Here is a 21,547-nt window from a genome sequence, read left to right on the forward strand (position 1 = left end):
TTCAAAATCAATAACCCGAGCGATGGCGCGGATGACGACGAGGGCGGCGCAAAGGCCGTTCTTCCCGGCTGTCGAAATCAATATCATCACTGCCATAGCGATAATCAAAATGCCTGTCATAGTGGCGATCCAGCTCGGGATGGCGCGCTTCGTAGGAATTGCGATAACCATTGCGAATGCGTTCAGCTTCATACGAGTCCCGCGGCGTCCAGTCGGACTGACCATAAGCTCTTTCATCGGGATGTCTTTCACGATGAGGTTCGTAATCGCGATAGTCCATCTCGGTGCCGCGCTCATAATCACGATTCATTTCAAAATCCCGATTGTCAGAATTATCCCGACGACGCAGGCGATATTCCCGTTCCTCCCGAAGCTCCCGATTGTCCCCGCGGCTGCGGCTGCGATAGTCCACGTAATCATCGGGTGCCTGAGCCTCCCGGCGATATCGAATCCGATCCTCCGATGACGGAGGCGGTGTCTGATGGCGGTCGTATTCATCAATAAACTCGCTGTAGTCAGGCTCACGCTCGGGACGCCGACGATACTCATCCTGATGTCTGAATCGATTTCTTTCCATGAAATCCTCCTTGGGGTGAACGACTTATTTTAAGTTCCGCCGATGTCACCCTCAAGAAAGCAAAAGGCCCTTTGCCAAAGCAAAGAGCCTTTCATGCATTTCAACATGTAGTTGCCATTTAGAAGGTGATCTTCACCGACTCCGCCGACTTTTTCGCAGGACCATGGAAGACCGCTTCGATATTGTTCCCATCCGGATCCAGCACAAAAGCAGCATAGTATCCTGGATGATATGGACGTTCTCCGGGAGCTCCGTTATCCTTGCCGCCGGATTTCAACGCCACTTCGTAAAATTTCTTCACCATATCACGGTCTTTAGCCTGAAATGCCAGATGAGTTCGACCTGTCAACTTTCCTGCGCTGGCCGGACTGTCGATCGCAGAAATAAACAATTCATCACACCAGAAGAACCCAGGACCCTCGCCACCCATGGGAACGCCCAGGGTTTCAAAAACCGCCGAATAAAACTTTTTGGTTTTTTCCAGATCCTGAACCACCAGTTGCAGGTGATCAATCAAGCGTCCGCGGTGCAGTTCATTTGTTTCCATGATTCCTCCAATTAAAGAAAGAAAATTGTAGCCTGTTTAATCCCACCAATAGTAGGCATATCCGCATAAAATCAAACCCACGGTCCAGTTCCAGAAAGCCCCTTGAACTACATAAGGATAGACCATCAGCAAAATGCCCACGTATCTGAATCGTTTGTTTTCTTTCTTTTTTCCCTGACGAAACAGCCACCAGCCGATCAAACTGAAAAGCAAGCCCGCTACAATCGTCCACATATCAAACGACAGATTCAGCTGATCCAGCGGCAGGTTTTCAAGGCCCAGCTCTTCAGAATCCACAGGGACCTACTTGCACTGACACTGGAAAGTCGCAGCCTTGTCTGCTCCCGTGCAGCGGAAGACCGCCCCGTCATGAGCCAGCTCAAAGGAAAAGATCTTGCCGTTTTTTTCCACCAGCAAAAGATCATCCCCATTGGAGTAAAAGATCTTGCGGGAAATAGAACGACCCACCACTTCCCCGTCAGCCTCAAGACTTGCCACCAGGGTGTCGGATGGATTGGCCATCTGTTCTTTGGACAAAGAAATCTCTTTCTGTGCCCCCCCAGCATCAAAGGAATAATATTTCAGCGTGCGGGAAGACTCCATTTCAATACTAGGAGCATTTTCGATATAAATACGGCGCATTTCACCGGATTTCGTTCGCAAGTCCGTGGCCACCCATTCTTCCGACTGCGTGACCACGTCACCCAGATCCGGATTGATCACCTGATTGAAAGTTTCAAAGTTGATTTCAACATTGGGGTCCAGCGTGTTCATCTGCATGTTCAGACAAACCGCCATCTCTTTCAGTTTTTGCTGATAAGCTGCGAACTTGGCGGGATCTTCCATTTCAGTAGGCAAGAAGCCCGCCGAAGAGGGGGCCGCCGACACATCCACCGGAGGAGGTTCGGCCTTTGGCGAAACTGTCGCCGTTTGTTCCGGCTGAGCCGGCACACCAATAACTTCAGACTCAGCCCCGACATCTTCTGGCGGCGCTGACTGATAGAAATGACAGAAAGAGATAATCAAAAGAACGGCAACAACAAGGGATAGAATCAAAGCTGATTTCTTGCTCATCCCTTATTTATCGACTGATATCAACAGCGACGTCAATGGGTACAAACTGCGGCAGGGAAATTCCTTTGAAGTTGAAACGAACCTGCATAATATCAAATTTCTTGGCCACTTCTTCACATCCGGGGCCTTTCATTCCGACATACATAAGATAGTTTGGCAAACCGGGTTCGTATTCCAGATACCACTGATCCACCAGGCAGTATCCGCGCACAGTCGAGCCCTGATTGGTTTCAAAATCAACCTCACTGGCCGAAGCAAAAGAAATGGATTTATTCACCAGAAATGCATCCGCGGCATTCAGCACCAGACCGATGCGCAACATCGCTGTTTCACTGAGCGGATTCCAGATCGCCGAATAGTCATAGCCTTTGCCGCCCAAGGGCTGAATGCGGAAGCTCATACGATTGGCTTCCATCGTCTGCATTGCCTGGCCATACGCCGACCACAGAACCGTCAGGACCATCACCACTAACATCAAATATCGCATGATTCCCCCTCATGTGAAATTCGCAGGTGACTTTGTTCTAGTGGCCGTGGGGCCCAAAACGCAAGAAAGGGATCCGCGTGGATCCCTTTCTTGAAGTCATTTCAACTGTGGTGACAAGTTTGGGCTTACTTTAACAGACCAATCTCGCGCAGTCGCTGCATCAAGAAATCCTGTCCAGTAATATCAGCGTACTTGGCGCCTGTCCCTTTACAAGATGGCAAGCAGCTCAGCATAGCATCCGGGTGCGGGTGCATGAAGAACGGCATGGAATAACGACTTTGATTTGTACCATCCTGTGGATTGATCACACGATGAGTAGTGCTTGGCAAAACGTCATTCGTCAGACGAGCCAGCATGTCGCCCACGTCCACGATCAAAGTGTCTGGCTCAGAGTCGATATCCAACCAAGTGCCATCACGATCTTTCAATTGCAGACCGGAAGCGGTTGCAGCTGGAAGAATTGTAATGAAGTTGATGTCTTCGTGGGCCGCCGCGCGAACACAGCGAGGATCCACCCCCTCAGGAATTGGTGGGTAGTGCAAAAGTCTCAGGATGGAGTTTCCATCTTTGGTCATCTTGGCAAAGAAGTCTTTTTCAACTTCCAAAGGCATGGTCAACGCTTCCAGCATCACATCGCCCGCTTCTTCCAAAGCCGCATACAACTTGGAGAAATGGGACTGGAATTCCGGCAATTCAGACGGCCATACGTTTGCAGGGTAAACCGCTTTCAAGGGGTTGCCTTCAGAAAGCTCACGGCCCACGTGCCAGAACTCTTTCAAGTCCATCACCGGGGAATCTTTGGCGTGTTCCTGACCGAATGGAGTGTAACCGCGCTGGAAGCCGGCTTTTGGAGAGATATAGGATTTTTTAACTTCTGTCGGAAGTGCGTAGAAGTTTTTTAGGATGTCGTAAGCTTTGTGCAGATCTGCGGCTTGGACGTTGTGATCTTTCAGAATGATGAAACCATATTCTTTCAGACCAGTGAAAAGTTTGTCGATGAACTCTGAGCGTTCGCCGGCAGTCCCTTTGGTGTAACTTGCAAGGCTCAATGTTGGCACTTTACGAAGAGTGCTGTTTTCAGAATGAGAAGCAGTTTCCAGTGTTCTCACGAATCCTCCCTTGTATTGGTTCATCCGGAGAGTAGCCTGCTGCGCAATTAAAAGGCAACTGCAACTAATTATGCATAAAAAGAATATCGAAGACGCGCACCTGGGTGGGGCTTTCAAATTTGAAATGAACATCCACGTCGTACAAACGGACTGCGTGCGAGCTTCTATAAGGGGAATCTCCCTCTTCAAAACCACGATAAACGACAGGACGCGGATCCTGCTTCAGGGTTTCTTCAATCACCTCACGCAAAGCCTTGTCAGGGTTTCTTACCTGCCACTCTTGTAAAAGTTGCTCGGCCTTGTCGTCGAACGTCACTGTAATTGGGTTCTTGGCGATCTCAGCCGGCCATCCCGTGCGGGCCGTGGGAATGGCTTCGACCTCAGGAAGGTAAGGTTTGATATCCAAAATCGGAGTGCCATCCACCAGATCTGCTCCGGCGACCACGATGCCGTCTTTTTCCACGCGCACCAGTTCCACCAAAGACAGCCCGATCGGATTCGGACGATGAGGAGTGCGGGTCGCAAACAACCCCATACTTTCCCCACCCAAACGTGGCGGATGCACTTTCGCATGGAAGCGCGCCACTTTGTTTTGATGAAAAACCCAAATCAGCCATACATGACTGAAGCCCTCAAGCCCTTGCAAAGATTCCTCCGGCTGAAGATCCGCGCGGATTTTCAGACGTGCTTCGGCCCGCTTAACAAGTCCAGGCTGTCGCGGTGTTCCAAATTTATCTTTAAAGCAAGACTCCAAGTAGCCAATAGGTTCCATACGCTAGCCCGTACCGCTCGCGGTCTTCCTGCGTCAAGGACTTTCGAATAACAAGGCTTTTTCAGATGACATGAGCCCCTGAAAGCATAAAACGGAGGCAAATTAACAGCCATTTAGGAGGCATTGATGAAACACCTTATTTTGGTAGCAGCTCTTGTGTTGGGCTCAGGCTCTGCATTTGCGGGCGAACTTGATAACGAGTCTTCGGTAACCAATCAGTCCATGAACGGCACTGTGGTGATCCGTGTTGATAACCGCAACAACCAAACAGCGGTACTGGCAACCGAACAAGCTGTGACCAGCGACGCTCAGGCGCAGGTTCTGGCACAAACAGGATCCTTCGACCAATCTGCAAACGTTCGCAACGAACTTGATCAGGATGGTGGGGCTTCCAGCTGGTACTTCTACAGCGGTTACAACTACTACAGCTACGTCTACTGGTACGGCAACTGGTACACACCATGCTACACGTACAACTACGGGTACTATTCCTACTATTACTACTCTAACTACTACTGGTAGAAACTAACGGCGGCCTTCCGGGCCGCCCTTAGGAATGGGGATCTCCGCTTGCATCGACACGGGCTCCTGCCCTCGCCAGCCTGTCCGCCTTTGGCGGCCAGCGCATCCGCTGGCTGGAGGTCGATTCCAGCGGAGATCCCCATTCCTAAGGGCTCAAGCAAGTCCTTGTTCTTGCACTTCGAAGAAAGTGATAGGAGTCATTTTTATGAAAATTTTCGTCTTTCTCTCTCTGACGCTTGGTCTGACAACAGTCAGCGTGGCGTCTCCATTCACTAATACGGATTCATTGAAAAATTCATTGGGGTTTACGCCGTATTATTCTTCGCAGAATCCTGGGCGCAAGTTGAAGGTTGCGGTTTTGGATAAAGGTTTCTTTGGGTACGAGAAAGAGATTGGGCGTACTTTGCCCGCGGGGACTCGATATGTAGCCGGGCCGGTGGCGAATCCTGAGAATTTGAAGGTCGTGCATGGGTTGAAGATGGCGCAGATTCTGACGGCCATGATGACCAATGATATGCGTGCTTCTCAGTGGATGCCGGAGCTGACTTTGTACAATGCTTTTGGGTATTCCAATTTTAAAGCGGCTATTGATGATGTGATTGCTCGTCAATATGACCTGGTTCTTTATTCTGAGGTTTGGGAATACGGGGGCAATGGTGATGGTGGTGGCTTTATCAATGCTGAGGTCAACCGTGCCACTCGTGCGGGTGTCATTTGGGTGAACGCGGCTGGTAACTTTGCTTTGACCACTTACAATGGGCCGCTGACGACTGTTCAGGATAATTGGGTTTTGTTGCCGGATCAGAACAATGCTCTGGCTTTGCGCTGTCAGGCGGCGGCTGGGAAAAAATGTTCGGCGAAGATTGTTCTTTCCTGGAATGACTTCAAAGATGATGTTGAAGAAGGCACCACCAAGGATCTGGATTTGGCTCTGACTGATGACATGCTGAATGTGATTCAGAACAGTGCTTTGAAACAATCGGACAACCGCAATGAAGGTCGTCCGGGCTTTTCCAAGTACCCGCGTGAAATCATTTCCGCAGAACTTTCGCCGGGGCTTTATTTCCTGCGTGTGAAAAACAGATCCAACAATTTCACCAACCGGGATCAATTGCGTATCACGGCTGATGGTGATGGTTTGGTGATGCCCTCCCATTCCCGTGGCGAAAGTATCTTGAATCCTGCTGACAACCCGACGGCAATCACCGTGGGGGCAAGTGATTCGGACCGTTCTTCGACTTCGTTCTTTAAAGACAAACCCGATCTTCTGGCGCCTTCTTCCATCAAGCTGTCTGATGGCACTGAATATCGTGGCAGCTCCAATTCCGCGGCGATTGTGGCTGCGGGTTTGGGAATTTTAAAATCCCGTGAACCGCGCATGACTCGCAAAGATTTACTGGATGCTGTCAGCTCCAAACACAACTGGGAACAGCGTGGATTGTCTTTGAACTTGTTGGGCTTTGGTCCGACAGGTCCGAACTGTTTCGTCGATGTCGCATTCAATCCGATTCCGGAACAAATTCGTGATGTGGTTGCCCGTGGGGGTGTGCCGGTTCAAACCACGGCGGCGATTCGTGTGATGGTTGCATTTGATCCCATCTTGCTGACTCCGGGTCTGAACCGTCAGCTTTTGAATGACATGATCGTGGCTTTGCCTCAGGGCGGATACGGCATCTTCAATCGCCGCGCGATGATTCCTCCGGGTGCGGTGGAAGTCTTCCAGCGTCCGTTGGAGGCAGGTCTTTGCCGTCCGACTCCGGTCAACGGCAAGAACTTCCGTCTGTAATTGCTGTTCGCCACCATACGATGCGGACCTAAGCACTTATGTTTTTAATTTCCCGGATTTTTTCCATATAATCCGGGAATGACATTCCTGATGAGCTTTCTGCTTTTGATCTGCATCGGAGTCTCCCCTGCTTTCGCAGCGGGCTCTTCTTCATTTAAATTTCCCCAAGGCACTCTGGAATTAATCAGCTCGCACACGGGCTGGAATCCTGCGCAGAAAAATTCACTGGGCCTGCATTTTAAAATCAATGAACATTGGCACATCTACTGGAAGAACTCCGGAGATTCTGGCGCCGCCCCCAAGTGGAAGTGGACGCTTGAAAACGCCAAGCTTAGTGGCGAACACTGGCCCCTGCCTGAACGAATCAATATCGAAGGTCTGACCAACCTGGGTTATTCCCACGAAAGTCTTTTCATCTTTGATCTTGAGCCTCAGGACCCGGCAAAACCCATCAGTGTGGTTTTGAATATGGAGTTCTTGATATGCAAAGTCGAATGCATCCCCTATTTTACAGAACTTCGAAAAGAAATTCCCTTCTCGTCCCAAACCGGTCCGCCCGCGGCGATTTTTTCCAAGTTCATTTATCCTGAAAAAGCCCCCGCTTCTTTCCGCTGGTCCGTGGATGGCCGCTCCGGCCAGATTCTGAAAACCACCCTGTCCCTGCCTGCAAATCTGAATCTTAAGAATCTCGAGGTTTTCCCCGAAGATGGCGAGACATTCAAAAGCAGTGTTTCTGCCTTGGAACCTCAAGGATCGCAGTATCTGATTCAACTTCCGCTGCAGGATACTTCCAAAACTGATTTTACCGGATCACGCTTTCTACTGGTCACGGAAGACACTGTCGGCAACAAAAAGGGTTACGAGATGGAGCTTGCCAAAGCTGCTCCCGCGGCCTTGGCAACTATTCTGATCTGGGCTTTGCTGGGCGGGTTCATTCTGAACTTTATGCCGTGTGTGTTCCCGGTGCTTTCCATCAAAGTCTTAAGCTTTCTGGGGCCGGATCAGGACAAGCAGAAGCTTCGCATCTCGGGTCTTTACTACACCATGGGTGTGATGTGTTCATTCCTTGCTTTGGGTGGACTGCTACTGGCATTGCGTGCAGGAGGCGAGCAGATCGGCTGGGGCTTTCAGTTGCAATCGCCATTGATCGCAGCCGGTATCGCGCTTTTGTTCGTCTGGCTGGGCCTGAACTTCTTAGGCACTTTTGAAATAGGCCAGTCGTTAAGCTATTTGGGCGCAAAGAAAACTTCGCAGTCCCTGTGGGGCTCATTCATGACCGGCGTGCTGGCAACCGTGGTGGCCACACCTTGCACGGCCCCTTTCATGGGTGCCGCGCTGGGGGCTTCACTTGCCCTGCCGGCGATGAACACGCTGATGGTCTTCGCCGGTTTGGGATTGGGAATGGCCCTGCCCTTTTTGATTTTGTCCTACACACCTCAAGCTTTGAAGTTTCTGCCCAAGCCCGGACTGTGGATGCAAACCCTGAAGGAATTTTTGGCGTTCCCTCTTTTTGCCACCGTGCTTTGGCTGCTGTGGGTTCTGTCTCATCAGGTTGAGGTGGATTCCATTATTTATCTTCTGGGCGTGTTCCTGCTCGTCGCCCTGTGGGTCTGGTTTGCCCACACGATCCGCCATGAAAAAGCCCGTCAACTGACACTGCTTGCCGGATTTATTTTGTCGTTTGCCCTGCTGGCAACACTTCCGCAAGAACCTGTCTCAGTATCTGCCTCAAACACAGCCGCCGCTGAGGTATGGAAGCCCTTCACTGCCGAACAAGTCCAACAAGATCTGGAACAAGGAAAGTCCGTGTTCATCGACTTCACCGCCTCCTGGTGCATCACCTGTCAGGTCAATAAGAAGCTGGTCCTGCAGACGGCCGAAATTCAAAAGGCCTTCACTGAAAACAATGTGCAGCTTTACAAAGCCGACTGGACTGACAGGGATCCAAAAATCACAGAGGCTCTGGCCCAGTATGGTCGCAATTCACTGCCTCTGTATGTCTATTACGAAGCAGGCAGTCGCAGGGCCCTGCTGCTGCCTGAAATCTTAACCAAAGGTATCGTGCTCGACTTATTTAACAAGGAGAAAGAACCATGAAAAAACTGATATTTGCACTGGCTTTGACCTTCACCTCAACACTGGCCTTCGCTGATGCGAAGGTCGGCGCACCAGCTCCGGACTTCAACGTGACTGATGCCAACGGAAAAACCCACAAGCTTTCTGACTACAAGGGAAAATACGTGGTGCTAGAATGGTACAACAAGGACTGTCCGTATGTGCGTAAACACTATGACAGCAAAAACATGCAAAACATTCAGAGCGAAATGACCAGCAAAGGCATCGTGTGGCTGTCGGTCATCTCGTCAGCCAAAGGCAAACAAGGCTATATGCCCGCAGCGGATGTGGTGAAAAACGGAACCAAAGAAGCCTCCAAAGCCACCGCCTTTCTGGTCGATGAAAACGGTAAAATGGGCAAAGCTTACGGCGCCAAAACAACTCCACATATGTACCTGATTGATCCTCAGGGTGTGCTTCGCTACAACGGGGCGATTGACAGCAATGATTCCGCAGACCCTGCGACAATCGCTTCTTCTGAAAATTACATCATCCGTGCCGTGGCCAGTGCTGAAAAAGGCGAAAAGATCGCCAAAGAAACCAGCAAGCCCTACGGCTGCAGTGTGAAGTACTAAACACCTGCCCACTTACAATTTGAGACTGCCGCAAAAACCCCGTACCCTCATAAGCACGGGGTTTTTATTTGTGATAAAAAAACTGTTTCCCATTCCCATTGTTCTTGGTTTCTATCTGGGGTGCGCTTCGCTCCCACCCAATACAAATCGTCCTTATTCTGAAGCACTGCCGCCGGACCCAAAGACCCAACTGGCGCAGGCCACGGAAGAACAGCTAAAGAAACATCCCGGACAGTCAGGCTTCTATCCCCTGGCTTCCGGTCTGGAGGCATTGGTCGCCCGCATGGCGGCGGTCGCGGTCTCAGATCGCAGCATCGATCTGCAATACTATATCTGGGAAAATGATCTGACCGGCCGAATGCTGATGCATGAAGTGCTGCTGGCGGCAGATCGGGGCGTGCGTGTGCGTGTACTGCTGGATGATCTCAATCAGGGCCGCTATGAACGAGGCCTTGCCATTCTGGATTCCCACCCCAACATTGAAGTGCGCATGGCCAACCCTTTTGCCGGACGAAGCTGGCGGATTCTGGATGCGATGAGATTTTCAACGGTCAATCGGCGCATGCACAACAAAGTCTTCGTCGTCGATAATCAGACCGCCATCGTGGGCGGTCGCAATATTGGCAATGAATATTTCTGGGCCAGCGAAGAAATGAACTTTGGTGACTTTGATCTGTGGGCCATCGGTCCAGTAGTGCAGGATCTTTCGCGGGAATTTGATTCTTATTGGAACAGCGAAATCGCCTATCCTATTTCTGTCTTGGTCAATGGATTCAAACCCACTGCCGATGACCTGCAAAAACTGAAAGCCGACGCCGCAGCAGCCGTCGAGGAAGCCGAAAAAACCCAGTACTCTGCCGCCCTCAAAGAAACGCCGATGGTGAAAAAGTTCACACGCGAGCCGTTAAAACTGTATTGGGGAAAAGCCGAAGTGGTGATTGATCCGCCGGAAAAATTCAATCAGCAGTCGAAGGAACAGACCGACAACCTTGCCCATCAGCTTTATCCTCTGATCGAAAAAACCGAGCAAGAACTGATTCTGGTTTCCCCATACTTTATTCCCGGCCAAAAAGGAGTGAAATTCTTCAAGAACCTCCATGATCGCGGTGTTGAGGCTCTGGTACTGACCAACTCCCTTGCATCCAGTGATGTGGCCACCGTGTTTTCAGGCTACAAGGGCTACCGCAAGGACCTGCTGAATCACGGGGTTCGGCTTTATGAGCTAAAACCAACCCCGCAGAAAACCATGCCGAAAAAGAGCCGTGTGGGCTCCAGCTTTTCCAGTGCTGGCTTGCATGGAAAGATCTTTATCTTTGACCGACGGAAGGTTTTTGTCGGGTCGATGAATCTGGATCCACGGTCTGCCACTTTAAACAGCGAAATGGGCGTCGTTGTCGACAGCCCCGAGCTGGCCGAAGTGATCAGCAAGAACCTGATCGCCAATCTTCGCGAAGACAGTTATCAGGTTTTACTGGATGACAGAAAGAACCTGCTTTGGAAAACCACCGACGACAATGGGAAAGAACAGGTCTTTACTAAAGAGCCTGAAACCAGCTGGTGGAAACGCTTTAAAGCGGGACTCAGCGGGATCTTCGTTCCCGAATCCTGGTTGTGATTTGCAGCTGAGGAATAAAAAAACCCCGAGTTTTCAACCCGGGGTCTTCACAATTTCGTCTGCAGATAGCGTTGCGACTAGAAATTGCCTGATCTTCTCATCAGACCGTCTTTGTTCTTGATGATGATTTCTTTACCATTGAGGTCGATAAGGCCTTCGTTTTTAAACTCTGTCAAATGACGAGACAAGGACTCATTGATCGTGCTGGCAAGTTGAGCGAACTCATTTCTTGTCAGTTTCAAATTCAAAGAAATACCGTTCGGTGTTTGAACCCCGAATCTGTCTGCCAAAAGCACCAGTTGATAAGCAATACGTTCCTGAACAGATGCCAGGTAGTGAAGCTGACTGATGGTTTCGAAGGATTCCAGGTCGTTAACGGCCTGATTCAAAAGCAACTTAATCAGCGGGCTGGACTGTGCCATCGCCACTTGAATAAGTTCGCGTGGATACAACCAAAGAACCGTGGATTTCACAGCTTTGGCATGACTTTGTGTTACAGCACCTTTCACAAGTGCCTTGTAGCCAAAGTATTCACCTGGTGATACAAGCTTCGTCACGTATTCGTTAGTCGTGGTGCGGCCGCGCGCATGGGATCGATTTACAACAACTTTAACACATCCCGACTGAACGTAATATAGACCCTTCGCCGGCTCCCCTTCTTTGAAGATCATCTCCTCTTCTTTGAGATGAATGACTTCATAGGGAACGTTTGAAGTATTCGGAATACTTAGGTTTTGACCACCCATAAAACCAAGGGAGTTTACTCCGCCGTTGAGTATTGTCTGAGATTCCATACTCTTTTACCTCCGAGCTTTCTTCGTTGGGTTAATTGTTGGAGTCATCCTAAACTGGTATTATACAGCCTCCTAATTGAAATTTCGACATAACACTCTTGTAACGGCCTCCTGTTTACGCACAAACATACTTATGACTTGACTCACAGTAGCCCCTCCCCTACTTTCAGCCCCATCCAAAAATGGAATTTTTTCGTAATTTCATGCTCTTACTCAGCATATGACGGTGCTGCAAGAGTGGTTTAAGTGGAGTACTAAAATGGCAAAAAGCTTCCTTACGATGCTGTTATTCTTGTCAGTCGGCACATTTTCCCACGCAAATTCACTTAAAGTTGGTTTGGTTCTCGATAAAGGCGGCAAAGACGACAAGTCTTTTAACTCCGCTGCTTATCAAGGGGCCAAAAAAGCCGAGCAGGATTTGAAGATCGATCTGAAGTACGTGGAAGCCACTGACACCAACGCCATTGAAAATCTGCACCGGGCTTTTGCCCGTAAAAATTTTGATCTGATCATCGGTGTGGGCTTTGCCCAGCAGGAAGCGGTTAAAAAAGTGGCCGCTCAATTCCCGAAAATTAAGTTTGCTGTCATCGACAGTGATGTCAAAGCACCGAATGTGCGCTCTTTGTTATTCGAAGAACATGAAGGTTCTTTCCTTGTCGGTGCCCTGGCTGCGATGGCTTCCAAGTCCAACTCAGTCGGCTTTGTCGGCGGCATGGACATCCCGTTAATCCGCAGATTCTCGATGGGTTATGTGGCAGGTGCCAAATATGTGAACCCGAAAATCAATATCACTGAAAACTACGTGGGCGTCACAGGTGAAGCCTGGAACAATCCGGCCAAAGCCAAAGAACTTGCTCTGGCACAAATTGCCAAAGGCAGCGACGTGATCTTCGTGGCAGCAGGCGCTTCCAACACCGGCGTCTTTGATGCCGCAGAAGAAAAAAAGAAATTCGCCATCGGTGTGGATTCCAACCAGAACTGGATCAAGCCTGGCGTGATCCTGACCAGCATGATGAAAGCCGTCGATGTGGCGGTGTATGACACCATCAAAGAAACCCAAGCCGGCAAATTCACGGCAGGTGAGATTCGTTACGGCCTGAAGAATCAGGGCGTGAACTACACTCTGGACAAGCACAATGAAAAACTGATCACGGCGGACATGAAGAAAAAGGTCGAAGAGATCAAAAAGAAGATCATCGCTGGCCAGATCCAGGTTCCTGATTACTACAAAAAGAAATAGGTGCCTGTTAACATGTCCATGGCGGTTGAATTCAAAGGGATCAGCAAATACTTTGGCGCCGTTCGCGCCAACTCCGACATCTCTTTTGCAATCCCCTCCGGCTCCATTCATGCCATCGTAGGTGAAAACGGAGCCGGCAAGTCCACCGCCATGAAAATCCTGTTCGGAATGTACCAGCCTGATGGCGGTGAAATTCTGATTCACGGAAACCCTGTCACATTCGAAACTCCGATTGATGCCATGGCCGCCGGTATCGGCATGGTTCACCAGCACTTCATGCTGGCAGAACCCTTCACGGCTTTGGAAAATATTCTGCTGCAACAAAAAGGCTCTGCCTTTTCCCTGCTTCCTCGCACGGAACAACGACAGCGTCTGAATGACATTGCCTCTCGGTATGGTTTCCATGTCGATCTTGACGCCAAGGTAGAGGATCTGTCCGTCGGCGAACAGCAACGCATTGAAATCCTGAAGATCCTGTCCCAGGATTCCAAGATTCTGATTCTGGATGAACCCACTGCGGTTCTGACTCCACAGGAAGTGCAAGAGCTCTTCGCCAACCTTCGCAAACTGAAAGCCGAAGGAAAAACCATTCTGATCATCACTCACAAGCTTAAGGAAGTGATGGCGCTTTCTGATGCGGTGACCATCTTCCGTGCGGGTCGCATGGTCGCCCACAAAGCGACCCGCGAAACTTCCGTGGAAGAACTGGCGGAACTGATGGTGGGTCGCTGCCTGCAAAATCCTCAGGAACGCAGCACCGCCATTGATCACAACCACGTGCTTTTGAATTTTGAAAACCTTTCGGCCGCCATGGGCAATCATCGCATTGAAAACATCTCTTTGAAGGTTCACGCCCGCGAAGTCGTCGGCGTGGCCGGCGTTGAAGGCAACGGCCAGGACATTCTGATCCGCGCTTTACTGGATCAAAAATCTCTGAACAAGCATTCCCTGCAAGGTCAGGTCCTTTGCGAAGGAAAGCTTCAGGCCTTCCCCGAAGACCGTCTGCGCTTTGGTGTTCTGCCCTCCCGTCCCGTTTACGAAAACTTCCTGCTGGGCCAACAGCGCTCTGGCCTGTTCAATTCCGGCCTGCTGCTAAAAACCCGCGCTTTGATTGAGCGCACCCGCGAGATCATGAAGGAATACGATGTCCGTCCTCACGATGAACATCTGCCTTTTGAAAAACTGTCCGGCGGAAACCAGCAAAAACTGGTCGTGGCCCGCGCCCTGACTCAAAAGCCGGATGTGATTATTGCCGCTCAACCCACCCGTGGCGTGGATATCGGGGCTATTGAATTTATTCACAATGAACTGCGCCGCTGCCGCGATGAAGGTGCGGGTGTGCTTTTGATCTCTTCCGAGCTGGATGAACTGATGGCCCTTTCGGATCGCATTGTTGTTCTTTACAAAGGCCATCTGGTGGCCGAATTCACCCGCTCCGCCTTCAATGAAATTTCCCTTGGGAAAGCCATGGGAGGTGGACATTGAAACGGGTCTTTGGTTTCTTCCTGGGACTGACACTGGCTTTGCTGCTGACTTTGTTCGCGGGTGAAAATCCGTGGAATGTCTTTATGATTCTGGTGCGCAGTGCTTTTGGCTCCATGTACGATCTGGGTCTGACCCTTTCTTACACCACGCCTTTGATTTTCTGTGGTCTTTCCGTTGCCATCGGCTTTCATGCCGGTCTTTTCAATATCGGCGCTGAAGGTCAGCTGACCATGGCCGTGGTGACGACTGCAGCTATCGGTGTGCTATTCCCGCAAATTCCTTTCCCACTGGCTCCAGTCATTGCCCTGTTCGCGGGTCTTGTGGCCGCCGGGCTGTGGGGCTGGATCGCGGGATGGCTGCGCGCCGTGCGGGGCAGCCACGAAGTCATCATCACAATCATGATGAACTTTATCGCCGCAGGTCTTGCCAGCTGGTTCACCCTGAAGATCATTCCCAATCCTGAATCCCAGAATCCTGAAACCGCCATGGTCGCGCCTCAGTACATGTTTAAGGACTATGATCTGATTGCCCGTCTGTTCCCGGACACCCCGGCCAATGCCTCTTTGGGCTTTGCGATTGTGCTGGCTGTTTTGATGTGGATATTCCTCTGGAAAACCACATGGGGCTTTGAATTGCGGGCGGTGGGCTCTAATCCCGAAGCCGCTCACCGTGCGGGAATTTCAGAAAAGAAAGTGCGCATTCTGGCGATGACCTTGGCCGGAGTGATGGCAGGCTTTGTCGCGTTGTCTGAAGTTCTGGGCAGCGCCGGACAGTATCGTATGGGGTTTTCTCCGGACTATGGCTTTATCGGTATCGCAGTGGCCCTCTTGGCCAGCAACAACCCGTTGGGGATTATCGTGGCAGCCTTCCTGATGGGCGCGCTTCACAAAGGCGCTTCCGATCTGGATCTTGAAACGACCACGATCACCCGTGACTTTTCCCGCATCATCCAGGCACTGGTGATTTTGGGTGTGGTGGCACAAGGCTATTGGGAATGGATCAAAATCAAAAGGAGGAAAGGTTAGATGGAAACAATGACCTGGATTCTGGCTTTGACTTTGGCCACCCTGCGCCTGGCGACTCCGCTGGTGTTTGCCTCCATGGGTGGATTGATGAGTGAACGCTCGGGTGTCGTCAACGTGGCGCTTGAGGGTTTCATGCTGATCGGTGCCTTCGCGGGTGCGATTGCCGGTCAGTATTTTGCGTCGGCCTGGATGGGCTGGGGCTTTGCCTTATTGGCAGGTCTTGCTATCGGTGCTGTGTATGCGTTGTTTGTGATTGAACTGAAAGCTGATCAGATCATCACGGGCATGGCCGTGAATCTTTTTGTCATGGGCTTTATTCCGTTTGTGACGAAGATTCTTTACAGCTCCACCGGGTCGACCCCGGCTTTGTTGGTGGAAGACCGTTTTACCTTTGAGCCTTTATTATTGGCCGGTCTGCTGGTCGTCGCGATCAGCTTGTGGATGTTCCGCACGCGTTCTGGTCTGTGGGTTTTGTTTGCCGGTGAAAATCCGGAAGCACTGACCGCCAGTGGTGTCAGTGTTCGTAAAGTCCGCTGGTCGGCGGTGACTTTGAGTGGAGCCTTCGCCGCCATGGGTGGCGCAAGCCTTTCGTTGTTCCTGGCTTCGTCTTATTCCCCGATGATGACGGGCGGCCGTGGCTTCATGGCCCTGGCGGCACTGATCTTCGGTAAATGGAAGCCGGTTCCGGCCTTTGCGGCCTGCTTGTTGTTCGCCTTTGCTGATGCCGTGCAGATCCGTCTGCAGGGTGTGCAAATCGGCGGCGTGGAAATTCCAGTTCAGTTTGTTCAGATTTTACCTTACATCGTGACTGTCATTGCTCTTGCGGGCTTTATCGGCAAAAGCCGGGCTCCAAAGGCACTGGGTCACCAATAATTTAAGAGGTCTCTATGAGAAATATTCTGTTGGCATTGCTTCTTCTTGGATCTTCTCAGGCATTTGCCTGGGGTGGCCGTGGTCACGACACCATCTGCCGTGTTGCCACCTTCCTGGTGAAAGAACCGGGCCTGAAAGAATACATGCAACACAAACCCCAGATGATGGGACACCTGTGCAACATGCCGGACTTTTACTGGAAAAGCCTGGGTGGCGACGCTGCAAAGCTGGGTAACTCCACCCACTTCATCGACATCGAAGTTATTGGCCTGGATGTAAAAGACATCACTGTTGATTACAAACAACTGATGACGGACTTCACCGGCAAGCCGAACAAATTCAAAAATGACGGCTCCACGATCAAGTCCATCCCTCAGGAATTCGGGTCTTCCTGGTGGAGAGCCGACCAGTTCATGCGCCACATCGCCGGCCTGAAAGAGGACTTCGCGAAAGCCAAAGCTCCGACGAACTTCAAAGAAGAACAGGACAACGAGCTTCCTTACAACAAGCTGGCTTACGATATGGTTGTGTCCATGGGTTTGATGGGTCACTTTGTTGGCGATAACTGCCAGCCATTCCACACCACAGCCGACTATGACGGCTATGCTGCTGGTCACGGCGGCATCCACGCTTATTTTGAAGATCAGGTTGTTGGCCAGTTCGATGGCGACCTTGACTATCTGGTGCTGAAATCAGCCCGCGCAATGAAAAATCCGGAATTCATGAAACCGAAAACCGCCATTGAAAAAATGAAAGTTCTTAGCGTGATCTCGAACAAAGAGATTCCTAAAATCCTGAAAATGGATCCGGTCACCAAAAAATCCACTTTGGTAAAGGAAAAAGGCATGGAACTTAAGACGGCAGCAGAACGCCAGCCTTCCTCTGTGGCCTTCAAAAAAATGAAACCGATGATCGTGACTGAAATGGCTCGTGGTGCGGTTCTTTTGGCAGCGCTTTGGGATGAAGCTTATGCTTCTGCTGGCAAACCAAAAATCGGGGCCTACAAGTCCTACAAGTACCCGTTCACTGTTGATTTCGTGACTCCGGACTATATCGAAGTTCCGAAAACCGAAGAAAAGAAATAGTTCAAAAAAATGTCCACTGCTTTTCCGGCGGTGGACATTTTCGCTTTAATGTTTGTGGGCTTGAATCGCGTAGTCCACCATTCCCTGGAAATCCACAATCACAACGGGCTCATCACCCACCACCCAGGCATCATGTCCTGGTGGAACCAAAGATACATCTCCGGGCTTACAGTCTATTTCCGTTCCATCATCCATCTTGATTCTGAGTACTCCTGAAACATGGTATTGAAAATGCGGAGCTTCGCAGCTGTCCGTTTGCGCGATCTCTTTCACTGATTTGGACCAGCGCCAGCCTGGCTGCAAGATCGCCCGTCCGACAACAGCCTCCCCGAAGCGAACCAGCTCCAGACGGCCATTGGGAAACTCACGAACCTCATCGGCAGAACTGAAATTCAGCGACTTAAGAGTTCCGCTGACCTTTGCAAAGGCGGTCGAAGGATTCGGCTTCTGCGGCGAAGCGGAAGTTTGTTGTGTAGCCATAGTCACCTCCTAGCGCTCATTCTACAACCGTTGACCAACCCACTCAAACTGGCCCGCCCCCGGCCGTGCCGGACGCCACTGGTCTTCTTCCACGTTCTCGGACCGAATCTCGATTTTAAGATAGTCACCAGCGAAATCCGCCCTCAGCAGGAACCTATTGCAGATGGCCGCGGCACGTCCGGTGCTATCCGACTTATGGCATCCGCAGGAGTACAAATGAACACGCCACTTCTACATATATTAAAACTGACTCTGGTGGGCACCCTGGTTGCTCACCTGGGAATTCATGCCCTTTATCTGGCGCCCAACAATCCCGCGACACCTCAATATATGAGCTTCGTCGACAATTACATGGGAACTTTCTTCACCCAGAACTGGCACTTGTTTGCACCAGAACCGGCGACCTCCAGCCTGCAGCTGTCCTATCGCTGCCACAGCCTTCAAGCGTGGAATTTTCCCTTGAACGACATGCTTGAAGACCACAAATCCCTGCCGGTGACAGCCACAGGAAAACAAACCTACGTTCTGCAACACCTGGCCCGCGAAATTTTTAACAGCAAGATTCTAAAGAAAACAGACGCGGCCATGGATGAACTGCACATCCTGCAAAGATATTTGCAAGACCAGTGCGGCGAACAAGCCGCAGCAGAAGTGCGCATTCAGAGGGTGTTCACTCAAGACTATTCCAAGCGCTTCACCAACACGGAAGTCCGCACTGAAACCTTCACATTCGGCATCAAACAGGAGTCCTTCGCATGGAACTGATTCAGCAACTTAAGGAATTCTATCTCGAACTACATCTGAAAGTGAAATCTCTACAGGCACTGCGCTTTGCCCGCCGCCTGGTGTATGCCTGGGCATTTATCAACTACGCGATCCTTGCGACAAAGGCCGCCTACTTCTATTCCAGCAGTGCTTACATTCCGGCCAAGGATTTCGACAGTCTGAATCTGTTGGAAAAATCCCTGAACCTTCTGCACTGGGGGCCCTTCGCCGACGCTTATCCCGTGTTCCTCGCGTTAATTCTGGCTGCGACGGCTTTTGCCTTCTTTGAAAAAGCCCCGCGCGCCTCTGCAGCGGTGGTTTATTTTCTGATGATGAATCTGGATAATAAGGCCTTCGTGACTTTGGATGGCGGTAACAATCTGATGCATCTGGTGACCTTCTATCTGATCTTCATCAACACAAAAGAAACACAATCCGCATTTTCAATCACCCTGACGAACCTTGCTGCGCTGATGATCAAAATCCAGGTGACTCTGGTTTACGCTACGGCTGGTCTTTTGAAGGTCATGGGACCTTTGTGGAACAAAGGGGTCGCCCTTTACTACACCATGGGAGTCAGTGAATACGGCAACCACGGAATATTTAACACCCTATCCAACTATCCCCTGCTGCTGGCGGCGATGACGTTGGGAACTGTTCTGTTCCAAATCTCGCTGCCTTATCTGATCTGGCAGCGCAACTGGAGACCTTACATCGTACTGATGGGAACGGCTTTGCATCTTTCAATTTCTTTGGTGATGGGTCTGTTCATGTTCGGATTCGCCATGTGCGTAAGCTACTTCTTTTTCTATGAAGACGGAGAACAGGGCCTGTTTGGATCCTTACTAAAAAGGGTGCGGGCATGAAAATCAAAAAAGTTTTAAGCCATACTTTCACCGTCCTGATCTATTCCTGGGTGGGCCTGCAGTTCTTTTCGTGCAGCCCCGATATTCAGAAAGTGAAGGAAAAAGAATTAGCCACCCGCCTGCAGAATACTTGGCAGGAGCTAAAGAAAGAAAATCTGATTCACGGAAGCATCCTGATCCAAAAAGGCTCTGAAGTTCTGTTTGCCGACGGCGACCTGAATAAGGTCTATCCCATCGCCAGCATCTCGAAGTCCTTTGTGGGTTTGATTTACTTTCACAAATCGCAGCAGGGTTTAAAACTCGACACCCCGGTCTGCCACTGGCTGAAAAACTTCTGCACCGGAGACTTGCAGAAGATCACTCTGCAACAGCTGTTGGATCATAAGTCCGGCTTTGGCCGGGATCTGAGCCTCGTCAGCTTTTTAAAACGCTCCCTGAGTGCTGACTGGAACTTGCAGGATATCGACACACTGGTTCTGGAAGACAAGGACCTGAACTCAGCGCCCGGGAAAGAATTCGGATATTCCAACTTTGGATATCTGGTTCTGTCCCGGGTTCTGGAAATCATTGAACAGAAAAACTTTTCCCAGATCCTGCAAGAGCATGTCCCCACTTCCACAACTGCGGCGATTCAAAAAGGTGACAGACTTCCGGCTTATGCACTGGTCCCGGGAAGCTCCATCCAATGGGAACTGAACAAGGATAGTTCTCTGTACAAATCCGCCGGCGCCGGAGGCATCAAGTCGTCAGCCCTGGATCTTATGCAGTGGTTGGGGCAACAGCGACAAACACTGCCGAAGCTGAACAAGGACAAGCACTACTCACTGGGGTGGGTGCGCTCGGAAAAGCAGTCTTATCAGGCTTACTGGCACAACGGGGCAACTCCGGGATTTTACTCGCTCGTCGCGGTGATACCGGAGTCGGACCTGAGGATCGTGATTCTGACTGACAACTATAAATTTATAAAACACTGGTCCGACAAGGCCGAAGCATTTGAACAATACCTTTATTAAGGAGGAAAAAATGAAAAAGTTTATCTCAGGGGCTCTGGCAGGCTTGGTCCTAGTCTCTTCAACAGCGCACGCGCAATTGTGCAGTCCGGTCACCCGCCCCGCTGGCGGCTTTGTTCCACCCATCGTCGTGAAAGAGCGCCTGAAAGAACTCCGGCAGGAACTGGGCGACCGCAAGCTGGAAGAGATTTTGGGAAGACCTGTCCTGGTTTCACTGGACAAGTATTCTGAGATGGATCCGAAAGGAATTAACGCCAATGCCTTTGTGGCAGCCGCTGCAGCAGGCGCCGCCGCTTCCGTTGTCGAGTATGTTTGGGATCGCTATGTTGGTAACGGCCCGAAAGACCGTTATATTCAGGAAGAATACTTTGATATTCGTCCCGGCACGGTGCCAGTGCTGCCCGCCGATCCACCCAAAGTGGGCGGACGCGATATCGGTCCCGTAGCCCTGACACCGGCTGCAGTGGGAACTGCCGTCGCTGGAACGGTGGCTTACAAAGCGGCTGAATACAGCATGCGAAAAGTCTTTGGCGATCCGAACAAGGACGTCCGCCAGTATGATGAAAGAGACTTTGATATTCAAAGAAACTACCAGAACTAAGCTCCCCGAAAAGCCCGCCAAAAGCGGGCTTTTTTATTGTCTCATTCTGAAACCCTCATTTACAGCTGTATGCCGTTGCAAGGCCCCTGTCATATCTTTAGACGCCCAGTTCTTCCAGGCTCTGTTTGACCGGGGCATAAAGCT

At 50.7% G+C, this 21,547-nt stretch carries 23 protein-coding genes; 14 read left to right on the top strand and 9 right to left on the bottom strand.

The window, feature by feature from the left end; genetic code table 11:
* Positions 1 to 7 precede the first annotated feature (7 nt).
* From ACNQKP_RS01890 to tsaA, 7 genes are all read right to left on the bottom strand, one after another.
* Positions 8 to 577 carry a hypothetical protein gene (locus tag ACNQKP_RS01890; protein WP_417862488.1) on the bottom strand — a complete coding sequence of 190 codons (570 nt, stop codon included), beginning with the start codon at positions 575 to 577 and terminating at the stop codon, positions 8 to 10.
* Between the two features lie 118 nt (positions 578 to 695).
* Positions 696 to 1,124 (bottom strand): VOC family protein, encoded by a 429-nt coding sequence (locus tag ACNQKP_RS01895; RefSeq protein ID WP_417862490.1) that lies wholly within the window; start codon positions 1,122 to 1,124, stop codon positions 696 to 698.
* 36 nt (positions 1,125 to 1,160) lie between these two features.
* On the bottom strand, positions 1,161 to 1,421 hold the full coding sequence (locus ACNQKP_RS01900; protein ID WP_417862491.1) for a hypothetical protein: 261 nt from the start codon (positions 1,419 to 1,421) through the stop codon (positions 1,161 to 1,163).
* Positions 1,422 to 1,427: 6 nt separating this feature from the next.
* Complete coding sequence (locus ACNQKP_RS01905; protein ID WP_417862492.1) at positions 1,428 to 2,198, bottom strand: hypothetical protein; 771 nt, start codon at positions 2,196 to 2,198, stop codon at positions 1,428 to 1,430.
* 7 nt (positions 2,199 to 2,205) lie between these two features.
* Positions 2,206 to 2,685 (bottom strand): hypothetical protein, encoded by a 480-nt coding sequence (locus ACNQKP_RS01910; RefSeq protein ID WP_198298022.1) that lies wholly within the window; start codon positions 2,683 to 2,685, stop codon positions 2,206 to 2,208.
* Between the two features lie 125 nt (positions 2,686 to 2,810).
* On the bottom strand, positions 2,811 to 3,794 hold the full coding sequence (locus ACNQKP_RS01915; protein ID WP_417862493.1) for an isopenicillin N synthase family dioxygenase: 984 nt from the start codon (positions 3,792 to 3,794) through the stop codon (positions 2,811 to 2,813).
* A 64-nt stretch (positions 3,795 to 3,858) separates the two neighbouring features.
* Positions 3,859 to 4,566 carry a tRNA (N6-threonylcarbamoyladenosine(37)-N6)-methyltransferase TrmO gene (gene tsaA / locus ACNQKP_RS01920; RefSeq protein WP_011163035.1) on the bottom strand — a complete coding sequence of 236 codons (708 nt, stop codon included), beginning with the start codon at positions 4,564 to 4,566 and terminating at the stop codon, positions 3,859 to 3,861.
* Positions 4,567 to 4,692: 126 nt separating this feature from the next.
* Here tsaA and ACNQKP_RS01925 point away from each other — a divergent pair, with 126 nt between their 5' ends.
* From ACNQKP_RS01925 to ACNQKP_RS01945, 5 genes are all read left to right on the top strand, one after another.
* Positions 4,693 to 5,088, top strand: a complete 396-nt coding sequence (locus ACNQKP_RS01925) for a hypothetical protein (RefSeq protein ID WP_038450791.1) — start codon at positions 4,693 to 4,695, stop codon at positions 5,086 to 5,088.
* A gap of 205 nt (positions 5,089 to 5,293) precedes the next feature.
* The gene (locus tag ACNQKP_RS01930; RefSeq protein ID WP_417862494.1) at positions 5,294 to 6,874 is read left to right on the top strand and encodes a S8 family serine peptidase; all 1,581 of its coding nucleotides are present in this window, start codon (positions 5,294 to 5,296) and stop codon (positions 6,872 to 6,874) included.
* Between the two features lie 78 nt (positions 6,875 to 6,952).
* Positions 6,953 to 8,971 carry a protein-disulfide reductase DsbD family protein gene (locus tag ACNQKP_RS01935; RefSeq protein ID WP_417862495.1) on the top strand — a complete coding sequence of 673 codons (2,019 nt, stop codon included), beginning with the start codon at positions 6,953 to 6,955 and terminating at the stop codon, positions 8,969 to 8,971.
* Complete coding sequence (locus tag ACNQKP_RS01940) at positions 8,968 to 9,564, top strand: redoxin domain-containing protein (protein ID WP_417862496.1); 597 nt, start codon at positions 8,968 to 8,970, stop codon at positions 9,562 to 9,564. The genes ACNQKP_RS01935 and ACNQKP_RS01940 overlap by 4 nt, the downstream gene beginning before the upstream one ends.
* A gap of 70 nt (positions 9,565 to 9,634) precedes the next feature.
* Positions 9,635 to 11,179 carry a phospholipase D family protein gene (locus ACNQKP_RS01945; RefSeq protein WP_417862498.1) on the top strand — a complete coding sequence of 515 codons (1,545 nt, stop codon included), beginning with the start codon at positions 9,635 to 9,637 and terminating at the stop codon, positions 11,177 to 11,179.
* Positions 11,180 to 11,256: 77 nt separating this feature from the next.
* Here the strand turns inward: ACNQKP_RS01945 and ACNQKP_RS01950 are convergent, their stop codons facing one another.
* On the bottom strand, positions 11,257 to 11,973 hold the full coding sequence (locus ACNQKP_RS01950) for a Crp/Fnr family transcriptional regulator (RefSeq protein WP_011163030.1): 717 nt from the start codon (positions 11,971 to 11,973) through the stop codon (positions 11,257 to 11,259).
* 259 nt (positions 11,974 to 12,232) lie between these two features.
* On the opposite strand from ACNQKP_RS01950, the gene ACNQKP_RS01955 reads away from it, so the two are divergent.
* Genes ACNQKP_RS01955 through ACNQKP_RS01975 form a run of 5 tightly spaced genes read left to right on the top strand, consistent with a single transcriptional unit; the run spans position 12,233 to position 17,681 of the window.
* The gene (locus tag ACNQKP_RS01955) at positions 12,233 to 13,213 is read left to right on the top strand and encodes a BMP family lipoprotein (protein WP_417862500.1); all 981 of its coding nucleotides are present in this window, start codon (positions 12,233 to 12,235) and stop codon (positions 13,211 to 13,213) included.
* Positions 13,214 to 14,698, top strand: a complete 1,485-nt coding sequence (locus ACNQKP_RS01960) for an ABC transporter ATP-binding protein (RefSeq protein ID WP_417862502.1) — start codon at positions 13,214 to 13,216, stop codon at positions 14,696 to 14,698.
* Positions 14,695 to 15,723: an ABC transporter permease gene (locus tag ACNQKP_RS01965; protein ID WP_417862503.1), complete on the top strand. Its 1,029-nt coding sequence runs from the start codon at positions 14,695 to 14,697 to the stop codon at positions 15,721 to 15,723. Before ACNQKP_RS01960 ends, ACNQKP_RS01965 begins: the two co-directional genes overlap by 4 nt.
* Positions 15,724 to 16,596 carry an ABC transporter permease gene (locus tag ACNQKP_RS01970; RefSeq protein ID WP_417862504.1) on the top strand — a complete coding sequence of 291 codons (873 nt, stop codon included), beginning with the start codon at positions 15,724 to 15,726 and terminating at the stop codon, positions 16,594 to 16,596.
* A 14-nt stretch (positions 16,597 to 16,610) separates the two neighbouring features.
* Positions 16,611 to 17,681, top strand: coding sequence for a hypothetical protein (locus ACNQKP_RS01975; protein WP_417862506.1), 1,071 nt, complete (start codon positions 16,611 to 16,613; stop codon positions 17,679 to 17,681).
* Positions 17,682 to 17,726: 45 nt separating this feature from the next.
* Here ACNQKP_RS01975 and ACNQKP_RS01980 read toward each other — a convergent pair whose 3' ends face one another.
* Complete coding sequence (locus tag ACNQKP_RS01980) at positions 17,727 to 18,161, bottom strand: cupin domain-containing protein (RefSeq protein ID WP_417862508.1); 435 nt, start codon at positions 18,159 to 18,161, stop codon at positions 17,727 to 17,729.
* A gap of 216 nt (positions 18,162 to 18,377) precedes the next feature.
* Between ACNQKP_RS01980 and ACNQKP_RS01985 the strand changes: the two genes are divergently transcribed.
* Genes ACNQKP_RS01985 through ACNQKP_RS02000 form a run of 4 tightly spaced genes read left to right on the top strand, consistent with a single transcriptional unit; the run spans position 18,378 to position 21,403 of the window.
* On the top strand, positions 18,378 to 18,926 hold the full coding sequence (locus ACNQKP_RS01985) for a DUF5819 family protein (protein WP_417862510.1): 549 nt from the start codon (positions 18,378 to 18,380) through the stop codon (positions 18,924 to 18,926).
* Positions 18,917 to 19,792 carry a hypothetical protein gene (locus ACNQKP_RS01990; protein WP_417862512.1) on the top strand — a complete coding sequence of 292 codons (876 nt, stop codon included), beginning with the start codon at positions 18,917 to 18,919 and terminating at the stop codon, positions 19,790 to 19,792. The genes ACNQKP_RS01985 and ACNQKP_RS01990 overlap by 10 nt, the downstream gene beginning before the upstream one ends.
* A complete protein-coding gene (locus tag ACNQKP_RS01995; RefSeq protein ID WP_417862513.1) occupies positions 19,789 to 20,805 on the top strand; it encodes a serine hydrolase domain-containing protein in 1,017 nt (338 codons plus the stop codon). Before ACNQKP_RS01990 ends, ACNQKP_RS01995 begins: the two co-directional genes overlap by 4 nt.
* A gap of 10 nt (positions 20,806 to 20,815) precedes the next feature.
* Positions 20,816 to 21,403 (top strand): hypothetical protein, encoded by a 588-nt coding sequence (locus ACNQKP_RS02000; RefSeq protein WP_417862514.1) that lies wholly within the window; start codon positions 20,816 to 20,818, stop codon positions 21,401 to 21,403.
* The last annotated feature ends 144 nt before the right edge of the window (positions 21,404 to 21,547 follow it).

It is taken from the genome of Bdellovibrio bacteriovorus (genome assembly GCF_048286975.1).
GTDB lineage: Bacteria > Bdellovibrionota > Bdellovibrionia > Bdellovibrionales > Bdellovibrionaceae > Bdellovibrio > Bdellovibrio bacteriovorus_H.